The 13,115-nt window shown below is 66.3% G+C and carries 8 protein-coding genes and 1 pseudogene; 3 read left to right on the plus strand and 6 right to left on the minus strand.

Annotation, left to right across the window (positions count from 1 at the left end; genetic code table 11):
* Positions 1 to 196 precede the first annotated feature (196 nt).
* On the plus strand, positions 197 to 1,465 hold the full coding sequence (locus tag AC07FN_RS13605) for a recombinase family protein (RefSeq protein ID WP_478395897.1): 1,269 nt from the start codon (positions 197 to 199) through the stop codon (positions 1,463 to 1,465).
* Positions 1,466 to 1,521: 56 nt separating this feature from the next.
* Positions 1,522 to 2,538 carry a hypothetical protein gene (locus AC07FN_RS13610; protein ID WP_478395898.1) on the plus strand — a complete coding sequence of 339 codons (1,017 nt, stop codon included), beginning with the start codon at positions 1,522 to 1,524 and terminating at the stop codon, positions 2,536 to 2,538.
* Positions 2,539 to 2,890: 352 nt separating this feature from the next.
* On the opposite strand, the gene AC07FN_RS13615 is transcribed toward AC07FN_RS13610, so the two are convergent.
* Together AC07FN_RS13615 and AC07FN_RS13620 are read right to left on the minus strand one after the other, a co-directional pair.
* Positions 2,891 to 3,304: an arsenate reductase ArsC gene (locus AC07FN_RS13615; RefSeq protein WP_478395899.1), complete on the minus strand. Its 414-nt coding sequence runs from the start codon at positions 3,302 to 3,304 to the stop codon at positions 2,891 to 2,893.
* Positions 3,305 to 3,371: 67 nt separating this feature from the next.
* Positions 3,372 to 3,683, minus strand: a pseudogene (locus AC07FN_RS13620) (arsenic resistance protein); the annotation flags it as partial.
* Positions 3,684 to 4,327: 644 nt separating this feature from the next.
* Here AC07FN_RS13620 and AC07FN_RS13625 point away from each other — a divergent pair.
* Positions 4,328 to 4,501 carry a hypothetical protein gene (locus tag AC07FN_RS13625; protein ID WP_478395900.1) on the plus strand — a complete coding sequence of 58 codons (174 nt, stop codon included), beginning with the start codon at positions 4,328 to 4,330 and terminating at the stop codon, positions 4,499 to 4,501.
* A 425-nt stretch (positions 4,502 to 4,926) separates the two neighbouring features.
* Here AC07FN_RS13625 and AC07FN_RS13630 read toward each other — a convergent pair whose 3' ends face one another.
* The 4 genes from AC07FN_RS13630 to AC07FN_RS13645 are packed head-to-tail and all read right to left on the minus strand — an operon-like array spanning position 4,927 to position 12,811.
* The gene (locus AC07FN_RS13630) at positions 4,927 to 6,060 is read right to left on the minus strand and encodes a Wadjet anti-phage system protein JetD domain-containing protein (RefSeq protein WP_478395901.1); all 1,134 of its coding nucleotides are present in this window, start codon (positions 6,058 to 6,060) and stop codon (positions 4,927 to 4,929) included.
* On the minus strand, positions 6,044 to 10,504 hold the full coding sequence (locus tag AC07FN_RS13635) for a coiled-coil domain-containing protein (protein ID WP_478395902.1): 4,461 nt from the start codon (positions 10,502 to 10,504) through the stop codon (positions 6,044 to 6,046). Before AC07FN_RS13635 ends, AC07FN_RS13630 begins: the two co-directional genes overlap by 17 nt.
* 19 nt (positions 10,505 to 10,523) lie before the next feature.
* Positions 10,524 to 11,321 (minus strand): hypothetical protein, encoded by a 798-nt coding sequence (locus tag AC07FN_RS13640; protein ID WP_478395903.1) that lies wholly within the window; start codon positions 11,319 to 11,321, stop codon positions 10,524 to 10,526.
* The gene (locus AC07FN_RS13645) at positions 11,318 to 12,811 is read right to left on the minus strand and encodes a hypothetical protein (RefSeq protein ID WP_478396012.1); all 1,494 of its coding nucleotides are present in this window, start codon (positions 12,809 to 12,811) and stop codon (positions 11,318 to 11,320) included. Before AC07FN_RS13645 ends, AC07FN_RS13640 begins: the two co-directional genes overlap by 4 nt.
* Positions 12,812 to 13,115: the final 304 nt, after the last annotated feature.

The following is a 13,115-nucleotide window of genomic DNA, read 5'->3' on the forward strand; positions in this document are numbered from 1 at the left end:
TGCGGCTGTTCGGGTGGTGCTGGGGGTGTCCGGCGTCATCAGGGCGATGCCCCGGCGTTCCAGAACTGCTTTATCGGCGGTTTGGGATGCGGGGTGCGTGATGGTGGCCGGGACAGTGAGACGGGACCAAGCAGGGCCAGCTGAGCATGGCAGGTGCAGACGGCGGGCTCGGGGAAGCGCCGACTGCGGGTCGCTGGTGCGGTTCGCCTTCTACGGCCGGATGTCGACCACGGAGTTCCAGGATCGTGCAACATCACGGGGCTGGCAGCTGGAAGTCGCGGAGGAGACCATCGCCGACCACGGGGTGATCGTGGCCGAGTACTTCGACGAGGGCTGTTCACGTCGGTGGTCCTGGACCAAGCGGCCCTCGGCCGCGGCCCTGCTGGCTGCCGCTGAGCGTGCCGACCGTGGTTTTGATGCCGTGGTCATCGGCGAGTACGAGCGCGCCTTCTACGGGGATCAATTCCGGACGGTGATGACTGCTCTGGCCGAGGTGGGCGTGCAGGTGTGGTTGCCGGAGGCCGGCGGGCGGCTGGATCTCGAGGATCCGGCGCATCAGGCGTTGATGTTGTTGCTGGATTCGCAGTCGCGGCGGGAGGTGCTGCGGGCGCGGCACCGGGTGCTGGCGGCGATGCGCACGCAGGTCTGCACCCAGGGCCGGTTTCTGGGCGGCCGACCACCGTACGGGTACCGGCTGGTGGATGCCGGACCACACCCCAACGCTGTGCACGCCCGGTGGGGCCGCCGACTCCACCAACTGGAGCCGGACCCGGCGAAAGCCCGATGGGTGCGGTGGATCTTCCAGCAGCGCGCCGCGGGACGCAGCATCGCCGGCATCGCACGCGAACTCAACGAGCGCGGAGTGCCCTGCCCGTCCGGCGCCGACCCGGCACGCAACCTGCACCGCTCAGGACAGGAATGGATCACGCGAACGGTCGGGGAAATTCTGGAGAATCCGCGCTACACAGGGCATCAGGTGTGGAACCGGCACAGCACCTCCCGTAGCCACCGCGATGCTCGCCGCGCCGGCGGTGCCGGAGGCCGGGTGGATGAGCGGGAGTGGGCGGTGTCGAAGGCACCCGCACATCCCGCACTGGTCGACGAGGCGACGTTCCGAGCCGTGCAGGGCATGCGTGCCGCCCGCCGAAGCCAGGACGGAGACACCCGGACCTACGTGTTGTCGGGGCTGATCAGGTGCGGGGTATGCGACCGGCGCTTCGCCTCGCACTGGGTGCACAACCGCCCCGGCTACCGGTGCCGCCACGGCCACACCAGCGCCCGCACCCAGGTATCGGGCATGAAGAGCACTTACGTCCGGGAAGACCACCTACTCGACGCTCTCCGGGTGCGTCTGGCTGGAGTCACCGGCGACGACGCGGACATGGCCGATTACCTCCGCAGGAACGGGTTGGTGATCGTTTGTCTTGGCCGGGACTGGACCATCGACTGCAGTCCGGCCGCTTGACATTGATGGCGTACGGGGCTGTGTAACGATGTCGGTTGTAAACGGGATCAACAAGCATGAGTTCCGTTGAGCCCAACGAAGTACCGGTACGCGTTGCTGATGAGGATCTGGCCTTCGGCCCGGTGGTCAACGGCGTCGACTTCCTGGATAGTGCGATTGCCCACTTGCTGGTCTCGCATGATCCTCAGAGCCTTAAGTACGCGGTGCTTCATCTGCAGGCGGCCATCGAAATCTTGGTGAAGGTGCGGCTTCAACGGGAGGGCATCGAGCACATCTTTGAGGACCCGTACAGCGCGGACGAGAATAAACTCCGCCAGGGAAATTTCCGGAGTGTGACGCTCAATGCCGCGCTCCAACGCCTCGACGCAGTGGCCGACATACGCCTGAGTAAGCCCGATAAGCAGGCACTCGAATCGCTGAACACTGAACGCAACAAGCTCCAGCACTTCGGGCCAACCAGCAAGCATGAGATCGTCAACACCAAAGCGGCCCGGGCGCTCGAGATCCTGTCTCAGTTCATCCTTAAGTATCTGGTGCCGGATGCTCCGGAGCACGAAGTTAATGCTCTCAAGAAAGCGGAAGACCTCGCGCGCCGTGCTCTCAACGAAATCGCCGCGGTCACGCAGGCCCGCCTTGCGCGACTGGCGCCAGAGCTGGATGCTTGGGAAAGCATCGTCATCCACTGCCCAGAGTGCCGACAACTGGCCTGGACGTTCGAGCCTGGATACGAGTCGTCGCGGTGTCGGTTCTGCGGTCGTTACTGGAACCAGGTGTCCGGATGGGCCACGGCGGAGGAGTATGTCTCGGAGATACTCGGCGAATCGCGGCATCTGGCAGTCCAGGGCAAAAGCGGGTGGTCCATCGCCTTGTGTCCAGACTGTGACACGGAATCCTTTGTTGATGTCGCCACCCGCGAAGACCCCAACAGCTACCTCACGCAGATCTGTTTCGACTGCGGATTCATCACCACCGAGCGAACCGGGTCTTGCGGCTATTGCGGGCGAACAACCCCAACCCCTGATGACATGATCTGCGCGCACTGCCTCGCCTACCGTGCAGCGAAAGACGACTGACCAGTTGCGACTGTCGCCCTCGGTAAGTGCGCTGGCGGAGCGGCCGTTACCGCCTGCGGCGCCGAGTGCGACATCTGCTACTTGGGTGTTGAAGGGCGCATCAGGCCTATGCCCCTGTGTTCCAGGGCTGCTGATGGGCGGTTGTGATATGGGGTGGGCGATGGCAGAGAAAGGGGGAAGAGATCAGGCAGGGGCAGCCGGTCATGGCTGTTGCATGCCGAGGTGTCTGACTCCGCGGGCCACCTCGCACTGCACCAGTGTGAGGTGGCCAGGTCTTTCGCGGACACAACGCACTGGGTTTGGTGTTCGGGGTTAAAGATGTTTCCGCGGACCTCGGCGGCCAGGAGGTTGCTTACTGAGCTGCCTTCGCGGTGAGTTCGGCCAGCAGTGCGCGGACTCGACGGTCGATGTCGTCGCGGATCAGACGGAAGTCATCGACGGACTTGCCTGCTGGGTCGGTGAGTTTCCAGTCGAGGTAGCGCTTTCCGGGGAAGACGGGGCAGGCGTCCCCGCAACCCATGGTGATTACCACGTCGGCAGCTTCGACGGCGTCGGTGGTGAGCTTCTTCGGGAACTCCTGGGACAGATCGATGCCGAGTTCGTCCATGGCCTCGATGACGGCGGGGTTGATCGTGGCGGCGGGTGCTGATCCGGCCGAGCGGACGGTCACCCGCCCCTGAGCGTGGTGGTGCAGCAAGGCGGCGGCCATCTGCGAGCGGCCAGCGTTGTGCACGCAGACGAACAGGGCCTCGGGAGTGGAAGACACGGTGGCTCCTTGGTTCAGCGCGTCGATCTCAGCGTTGGTCGGCCGGTAATCCGCTGCGTCGCGGTGGCTAGCTGGTGGTGCGGACATGACTGGCCTCCGATGTGGAGGAGCTGGCGTACCAGCGGCGCGCGGCCAGCGAGACGTAGACCAAGCCGACCAGTACCGGGACCTCGTTGAGGGGGCTGACGACACCGGCTAGGGCTTGGCCGTTGGTGACGCCGAAGGGGGCGATGGCCACGGCGATGGCGAGTTCGAAGTTGTTGCCCGCGGCCGTGAACGACAGCGTCGCGGAGCGTTCGCAGTTCAGGCCGATGGCCTTGCCCAGTGCGAACGACCCGGCCCACATGACGGCGAAGTAGACCAGCAGCGGCAGCGCGATCACCACCGACACCGTGCCGCTGGCCACCCGCGCGAAAACCCAAGGCGCGGTGGACGTCGCCGTCGCGATCTCCGGGGCCGATGGCGGTATAGCCTCGGGTCTCGTCGTTGCAGCCAGCAGCTACGCCACCCTGTCCTTCCTCGGCGGAATCCTCGCTGGCGATCATCCCGGCCGTCGCCTGCACCGCTTGAGCCGGCCGCACGTCTTCGCGGATGCGTCCGTAGCCTCGCTTGCCCGGCGGCCTTGTCAACGCGGTTGTGCGACTGGAGTGCCGAGTCGTCCGAGGCGGGGCAGGAACCGGCCGGCTCGAGCGGCGTAGTCGACCGCGCTGACCAGCGGTTCGATCGACGTCACCGTCGCTCGGGTGGTGGGCGAGCTCGATCCGAGCATCAAGCACCTTCCCGTCTATCTCGGTCCCCTCCACATCCTCGTCGGCCGCGCACACCCCCTCGCCGACCGGCGCTAGGTGCGGTTGCCGCACCTCCGGGACTCGATCGCCTGGATGCCGACCAACGAACCCGGCAGCGAATGGGCCGACATCAGAGGACCGCTTCACCTTCAGTGGCGAACTGCTGCAGGTCCCGTGGCACCCGAAGATCATCCAGATCCCCATCGTCGATCCGACACCCGTCTACCTGCACTCCGTGCTGTGGAAGCGGGACAACCGCCACCCCGTGCTGCCCCGGCTGATCGACCACGTCACCTCGCGCCTCCGGCCGTTCGACCCCGAACGCCAGTGGCTGCCACCGGCGGACATTCGCGCGATCAACCTCGCGGCGGCAGCCGACGAGCGCCCTGACCCGAACCAGCCCGGCTGAAACCCGGACCGTCAGACGGAGCGGCCGACCAGTCGATTGGGATCTTCGAGCAGATGGCCGCCGTCATGGCTTCACACCTCGGGGCTCGATGGGAGTCAGCGTGCCGTGGGCGTTCTCGACGGCCTGTGCCGCGTCGAATACCGCTTCCTCTCGGAACATCGGCCCGATCAATTGCACTCCGACCGGGCGTCCGTCGACGAGCCCGGTGGGGACGGTTGACCAACTGAGGTTCTTCGGGAAGCCTCTGAGGCTTCCAGACATGGTCCGATGCAGGACCCGTTCGGGCCGAGGACGTTATTAATAATGCGTTCGTCCAGTGTGATGGTGGTCGCCTCGGGACCGAACGACTGGAAGTTCTCGAGGCGGAGTCAGCTGATCTTGATCTCTTGTTCTCGTTCTCAGGACTGCGGTTCTGATTTCTCTGGTCAGACGAGGTCGGCGTGCCAGCTCTCCGTGCGACTCAGGCGCTGGTATCCAACCCACTCCTGGGCGATGCGGCGCCCCTGTGCGAGCAGACGTGCTGCGACTTCGTGGTGCTCTTCGGGTAGCCAGCCGGACAGCTCGACCGCGCGGTCCTCGCTCACGGCCTTGTCGCCGGCTCGCCAACTTTGCCCGACGGTGAACAGCTCGGCGTAGAGATGCTTCGCGGGCCAGACCGGGGGGAGTCCGAACGCGCGAGCCGTGCGCTTGGCTGACGTCGGGATCCGCAGGCCGGAAAGATCGACGTCTCCGAAATAGCGGATCCGACGGATCTCGCGGTTCTCGGTGATCGATCGGATCGACGAGATGAAGCTCCCGCCCAGCCCCCAGGCGACGTGGCCGACATTGTGCTGTGCCGGTAGGGCTTTCACGATCGACCACCACGTCGCGCTGTTCTCGACCACCAGCAGCAGATCACCGTCGCCGACGCGCTTCAGGTGGTTCTCGGTCAGTTCTTCCAGCAGCTGCTTGCTGAGCAGCGGCGGGGGTGTCGCCGTGGCGTGAAGCAAGTCGAGCAACCGTTCCTGGTCGCCGAACAACGGCCCCTTGCGCACTTCGTCCAGCGCTTTCTCCGGCGAAGGGAAGGACTCCTCGTCACCGGAGGCGCTGAAGATCTCCAGAGCGCGCTCCCGCAACGGAACGAGAGTCGTGCGGTCGGGGTTGCTCAGCAGCCATGTGTTGATCGCTATATAGCAGGCGCGCTGTCTGGGCCCTGCTGCTAGCCACACGTCCTCCAGGTCGTACAGCAGCCGATGCCATCGCGGCATCGCGGGAACGGCTTTCGACGTCGGAGAGATGGTGGGGATCAGCTTGATCTTGCGGGGAAGCGCGATCGTTTCGTGATCGGTCGCTTTCACCGGGACGATCCGCTCATGCTCGATCAGCACGGCCAGACTGTCCCGGATCATGACCGTGATGCCGCTGTCTTCTTCCCTGCGCTGGTAGACAGCGTGGAAGCATCGGCGTACGTCGTCGATCGGTACGTCCCTGCGTGTGGTGCCTGCCCAGTCCCTGGTCGTGGCCCACGCCACGAGCTCCTGGTAAAGATCGTCCGCGAGCCGCTCAATCCGTTTCGTCACGCCGCCGCCTCGGGAGAACTGTCCTGATGGAGGTGAGAACGCCGGTGTCGTCCGGCGGAGCAAGGGAATCGAGCTCCGCAACGATCCGGTCGTGCACCGACAGGTACTTCCGGTCGGCGCGCACCGCGGCGTCGTTGCGCAGCCGGACGATGAGTGGGAAGCCGCCGAGCGCTTCTTCCTCGTACAGGCCTGTGGTGTAGACAAGCTGGACGCCGAGGGCTGCGGCGACGCCGAGTTGCAGGTCGAGCAGGTAGGTCGCCGAGGCCCTGCCGATGGGGTTGTCCAGGAACAGAACTCCCGAGTGGTGATGGCGTGTCTTGCCCTGATCGTTCGAGCGCAGCGCGGCGAGCGTGCAGTAGAGGATGATCGCTGCGGTGAGGTGCTGGCCGCCGGAGAACACGTCGCGTACCTCGGAGATCCCGACCCGCTCGGCCCGTAGCACTGCGTCCGGCTTCAGCATCGTTACCTTGAAGCCTTTGGGCACGGCTGCCCGCACAGCCCGCAGCACCACCGCCAGCCCATCGACTTTCCCTGACGAAGACTTGTACCGCTCGACCGCGTCGTCGAGAACCTGGCCCAGTTGGTGGACGAGCAGGTCTCCCTCGACGGGCTTGCCGCCGATGCGCAGGAACTCCTTGGCGGTCCAGTCACCGAGTCCGGCAGGCAGCTTGGACAGCCGCTGAGCCGCACGCAGCCTCAGGAACGCTCCGTCCACAATGGCCTTCATCCGTTCGAGGATGGCGTCTCGGTGACGGCCGATCTGTTCCAGGTCATCGATCAGCGACCTCAAACGCGGGCGCAGCTGATCGATCCATTCCTCGGCGTGGGCGCCCAGGGCGGAGGACGCCACCCCGCGAATCTGGACGCGGATCGGGATCACCAGTGTCTCGAACCTGCTGTCCGCGACACAGAGTTCGAGTTGTTCAGCGCGCGAGATCAGCAGACGCTGCGCGGCCTGCGCGGCTTTGGACATCCTTGCCTCGGTACGACGAAGTTCGCCGTACCGCTCACGCGCCGACTCGACGTCGCCACCGAACGGCTCGACATCGGCGAGGTGCACGCCGGGCTGATCGTCCACGGAGGCGTTGTGGGTCTCCGCGATCGTCTTGAAGGAGTCGGCCAGCACCGTGGCCGCCGCCAGCTCGCCGCGTGCCCGGTCGAGGTCGGCAAGATGAGCTTGATGCGCCGCAGCCGCTTCTTCGGCCGACGCGGCTGCTTCGGCGGACAGCTGTGCGCCGTGTGGCACGTCTCGTGGTTGCTGTGACAGGTCGAGGGAAACAGGCAGTTTCGGCAGTTGCTCCAGTCGAACCTTGCAGGTCGTGTGCTCCTCATTCGCGGTATGAAGCGCCTGCACGGCCGACCGGAGATGGGAGCTTGCCAAGGTGGACGCAGCTGCTCTGGAGGCGGCGTCCGCACCATCCGTGGAACTGAGCAGGTGCTGCGCGGCCTGACGGACCTCGGGCGCTTCCTGTTCCCACGCCAGACGGGTCTCACCGGCCTTGGCTTCGGCCTGACGCAGGTCTTTGAGCTGATCGTCACCGACGGCAGCCTGGTCGTAGACGCGCTGTGCTTGCTGAAGTACCTTGCGCAGCACGGCGACCGGTTGATCGGGCACCGGATCCTCACGATCGGCAGCCGCGCCTCCGGGAAGCTCGTCGATCTCCTCGCTCGTCCTCGCGGCCAACGCCCGCTGGGAATCAGCCCTTCGCTGACCGGCCGCGATGTCCTCACGCAGCTGGGTGAGGACAAGGGCGAACGTCTCGGCCCGGGCCTTCTCCTCGTCAGCGCGGCCTCTCGCTTGCCTGGCTTCTTGCCGCCAGGTCATGGCATCGCGGACCTTGCCCGCCAGTTCGGTAAGGCGGCGGGAGCGTTCTCTGGCAGTGTCGAGTGCTTGACGCATGTCCGCGAGCCGAAGCTTGAGTTCGTCTCGCCCCTTGATCGCATTGCCGAGCACGACCTGCCTATGGGCGACGGACTTGCCTGCTTCTCGCAATGCCGTCTCGGCCGTGGCGACCACGTCCGCGAGCGCGGCCAAGGTGCCCGCGGGGTACTCGGCGCGCCAGGCGACCAGCCTGGCCGCGAGATTTCGGTCGGTGCTGTAGACAGCGTCCAGTTTGGAGAGTTGGACCGCGCGTTCCGCGTGCTCTTCAGTGATGCGAGCGCACTCCGCTTTCGCCGCCTCGCGGTCGTACAGCGCCGGACTGGGCGGCGCGATGAAGCCCGCGGCCGAGGACAGGGAGAGATCGAAGTCCGCGTCCACGGCCACATCGAACGAGTGGGGTGTGGCTACTACGACGGTCCCCGTGGGACGGTACTCATGCTCGACGAGCACCTCACGGGCACGGTCCAGGTGCTCGGGTTTGTTGACCAGCACCCCACCCGCCAGGTGGGGCAGGTGCCGCACGAGTTCGGCGCGGACCTCGTTGTCGGACCGGTCCGAGAGGTAGTCCCATCCGGTTCCGCACGCGATTCCATCCGACTCCAGCAGGTTCCGGATGTGCGTGACCTCGTGGTGAGGGAGGAGAAGGGCGTCGGGATCGTCCGCCCACAGCAGCCGTGCCGGTTCGTCTGCGGCGTCCGCGACTCTCAGCGCGGTACGCCGACGGTCGATGTCGTCCTGTGCCTTCGCCAGCTGTTCGAGCAGCGTCTCGGCGTCGTACTCGAGCATGACGTCATCCGTGTCGAGCAGTTCGACCAGACGCGGCTCGCCGGCAAGCGCGGCGGCAGCGGCTTCTGCTCTTTGCAGCGACGTCTGTGCGGTCTCGTAGCAGCCGCGTGCGTCTGTCTCGATCTGCCTCGCCTCGACCAGCTCCATCCTGGCACTCTCCACCTCGGTGTCGAGGCCAGCCAGACGGTTGTCGGTCTCCTCGATCGCGGCCGAGTCCGCCCTCACCTGGTCCGCGAGTGCCGCCGCTTCCTGCGGGAGAGAGGCTGCTGATCTGACCAAACCCGCCTTCACGGCAGTCTGGACTTCATTGTCCACACCGGACGCGGACTCTTCTCGCTGTGCCGCGAGCGCGGTGGCCTGTGCACTGCTGTCGACGGCCGATCGCCAGGATTCCTCGGTGGTGTCCACGGACTGCCGCAACCCCACGAGAGCGGCGTCCTCCTGCCGGGCCTCGTCGAGTGCGGTGTCCACGGTGACGAGGAGCGCTCTCGCCACCGCGCGCGCTTTCTCGTTGCGCGCCTCCAGCGCGACCTGCGCGGCGTCTTGTCGCTGGGCGACCACCCTCCGCAGCGTGGCAGCGTTCTCGTCCGCAGCGTCGTGGTCGAGGAGCTTGCGCGTGGCGGCCCATCCCTGAACCACGCGTTGAGCGGCGGCTTCTACCTCAGCCGCGTTCTCCTGTGCCGCATGCGCGGCGGCCACTCGCAGCTCAGCCGTACGATATTCGAGCGCGGTGCGGACGTCCTTGGCACGGTTGAGGGTGCGTTCCGCGTCCGACGTCGCCTCGGCCATGGCACTGATGTGCCTCCGCCGCTGCTTCAGCAGTGCAGTTTCATGCCTCACCCTCGAGACCAGTCTCGCGACGAATCCGGATAGCTCGTCCGCCGCGGAGGTAGCCTCGCTTTGTGCTCGCGTCGTGGCCGCTCGTTGCTCATGAAGTGGGCCGAGGTGCCCGAGCACCTCTTCGACGAACGTGCGCTCCTTCTCCAGATCGCTGCGCTTAGCCAGCTTCTCGGCGTGCCCCGCGATGGACTCGGCGAGGTCTTCCTGGTCTCCGGCGGGGAGCACCGCCTTGAGCAGGAAGTCGACGAACGCCTCGTCGGTCGTGAACGTGAACGCGTCGGCCGCTTCTCCCTCTCCGGCGTTCATGGCTCGCTGGTAGCGGAACAGCTCGGAGTCCAGCCCGAGATCGCCGAGCCGCGCCGTCCACTTCCACTGCTTGTCCGCCCAGTCCAGCTCCAGCGTCGGGTCGGCCTCCGCGAGATCATCGAGTCGCGAGCGAAACTCCTTCGCGACCAGGTTGGTGCCGTCCTCCGCGAACGGCAGCGAGGCGATGCCGACGGTGCTGTTCGGGCGCAGGCTGTACCAGAGTTCGACGAGACTGCTCTCGCCGGACTGGGGACTGCGACCGCGCCAGTCCGATACCTTGCCCGTGAGCAGCAGACGTCCTGTCCTGGTGTGCATCCACTCCAGTACGACGTGCGCCACGTCGTCGCGGCCGACGAAGTTCTCCAAGACCTTCGTGCTGGACGTGCCGACCACCTGACGCTTGCCCGGCAGCATCACCGAGAAGATCAGCTTGATCAGCACGGACTTCCCGCCGCCGTTCTCCAGGAATAGGATCGAGGCAGGAGACGGGCGTCGCAGTTCCTGGCCGCCGAGCACCAGTTGCTGGTCGCGGACCGGCAGGCCCACGTCGGACAGATCGATCGTGACGTCCTCGTAGCGGGCACCCGTGGGCCCCACGGAGTACAGCCTGATCTTCGAGAGTTCATACATGTGGAACAAGTTCCTCGGCTCAGATCGTCGGTGCGGCGGGGGCGGTGGTTTCGCGGTCAACGGCGATCCGCGGCACCACGCCGAGATCGAGCAGCTCGCGGAATGCTGCCTGCGAGGCGAGCTGACGGACCTGGATCTGATAGCGGCTGGTGGGCCGGAAGGTCTCGTCGGACTCCTCGCCGACAGCCTGCACGAGCCCGCGCTCGGCGAGCCATCTGAGGGCTCGCCGCACCATGCCCCGCGTGCTGTCACTGTTGTTCCTGTTGTCCTTCGTGGACGCCACCTCGTGACGCTTGTCGTAGGCACGCCAGGCTTGTTCAAGCTCCGGAGCCTCGGCGGAAGGATCGGTGTTGCCCGTCTCGGCCATGGCCCGTTCCTTCAGCACGCGGCACGTCTCCCGAACGACGAGGTCCACTGACTCGACCGACACACGTCCCACGTACTGGTCGTTGGCCAGGTCGTCCGGGCGGGGGAAGGCCAGCGCCGCGATGGCGAGGTGTGCGATGCCGTGCAGGACCTTCTCGGTGTCCCTCCGCTCCCGCAGCTTCGCCTGGCGTGCGTAGTCGTCCATCTTGATCTCGAAGACCGATCCGGTCTGGGCTGCCAGCACGATCCCGCTGACAGCGGTCACGTCCAGCACGACGAGCCCCAGACCCGTAGCGATCGCGTCGACCGCCGCAGCGAACAGGTCGTCGCGCTGGTACCGGTCGACCAGACTTCGATAGGCGGCGTCCCTACTGGGGACCTGCCTGGTTCGCAACCCCAGCGAGACCAACTGCGCCGCCTGCTCGGCGTCGGTAATGTCGATCTTGTTCACGCGGACTCCTCGTGCACGGCGTTCTGGTCTTCTGCGGGCACCACGATCTCGGCGGTGGTGAGGAGCAGGTCGTCGCCCGCTGCCCTGTCTGGCGACTCGATGAGACGGCTCGCCGGAACCGCGACCAGCACGTGGGACTTGTTCTTGAGCATCGCGGTACTGATCGCGGGGTTGTACGCGTTGGTTGCGCGCAACGCGACGAGCACCGGAAGGTCGTCGTCGAGGTCCGCGGCCTCCTGCAGGAGCGTGCTGAGCGTACGGACCTGACTCGGCAGATCCAGCAGAGCGTCCGCCAGCTTCTTGTGCTTGTCCGTGAACCTCGTGTCATCCCGGGTCTCGTCCAGGTCCAGGACGACCACCGGACCGGCGGTCCGGTCTCGGTCGATGGCCGGGCGGAGCAGCATGGACACCAGGGAAGGCAAGGTCGGTACATCCGGGTTCTCCACGCCCGAGGCAGCGCGGAAAAACTGCTCCAGCGGGACCGCCGCGTCCATGACCGGCAGCGCGAGCGCCGGCTTGAGCAGCTGCCCGTGCAGGTCCAGCGCGGCACGCTGCGGTGAACCAGAGAAGCGCTGGCGGTCCTGCTCCTCGCGGAAGACGGCGCGCGCGGACTGGATGCGGCTCTGCAGCTGGGTGTGCCGCCGGATGCAGTCTGCCACGATGGTCACGAGCTCGGCGGCCCTGCGCTTGTGGTCCGGATCGTCGGACTCGTCGCGTGCTCGGGTGATGTGGTGCAGGATGGCGTGCTCGACCTTGAAGCGTTCCTCGATGTGACTGAGCGCCTTGTCCAGCATGTCCGGCAATTCGTGTTCCCAGTCCACGACGCGGAGGTCGCGGCGGGTGGCGTCGAGCTTGTACCGCAACATCTCCCCGTACTGAACTGTGCGGTAGCGGGCCTGCTCAGCGGCTACCCGAGCGTCCGCCAGATGACCGCGGATGATCAGGTTCTCCAGCTTCACCTCGGCGGCTACCTGCGCGGACTCGACGTCAGTGTCGAGCGCGCCCACGAGGACGTTGATTGCCTCGTCGGTCGTCCGCAGGTAGATCGCGCCACGCGCCCCCGGGACCTCGCGCACGAGCTTGAAATCGAAGGTGAGACGCCGGTAGTCGCCGTCGACGCCGATCTCACCGTAGACGTGGTGGAACACCCGGCCGACCGTGCCGACGTTGATCAGCTTCTCCAGCACCCAGCGGGCGACGCGGCGATGTTCCTCGACGCCCCGGTCGGGCGCCTGGGCGGTGACAAACGGGGTCACCCGCTCCTGCACTGCGTCGTGCGCTGCCCCGGTGTCGAAGTCCATCGCGATGGTGACCTGGTCGATTGTGTGCATCGCGATCTCTGCCATCTGGTAGACGGATGCGTCGACCCAGTCCAGCTTCGCCTTGTGGTAGTCGAGTTCGTGCAGGGGGACCGTGCAGGCGAGGGCCTTGAGCCTGCGTGTCAGACCGAGGTCGGCGCTGGCGGTCGTGCCACTAACCCGGCCTGGGATCCTCTCCGGTGCGGGTTCCGCCGGAACGGGCTCGGGTGCTGAGGGGAGCGGCCTTGCGACCGCAGGGGCGGGCAGGCCCAGTGCAGCGCGACACCGGGCAGCCAGGTCAACAGCCTCGTCGAACCCCTCGCTGGCGGCGAGCTCGCACCACTCCAAAGCCCTGACGTACTGCCTCGTACGGGTCAGCGCACCCGCCAGAAGGAGCAGGGAGTCACCGACCCCCTGCTCTGCGGCCACCATGAACTGCGCGATGGCTTCATCAATGTCTCCAGACTTCTCCGCCGCTCGTCCCGCGACCAACGCG

This window comes from Saccharopolyspora sp. NPDC045941 (genome assembly GCF_056431445.1).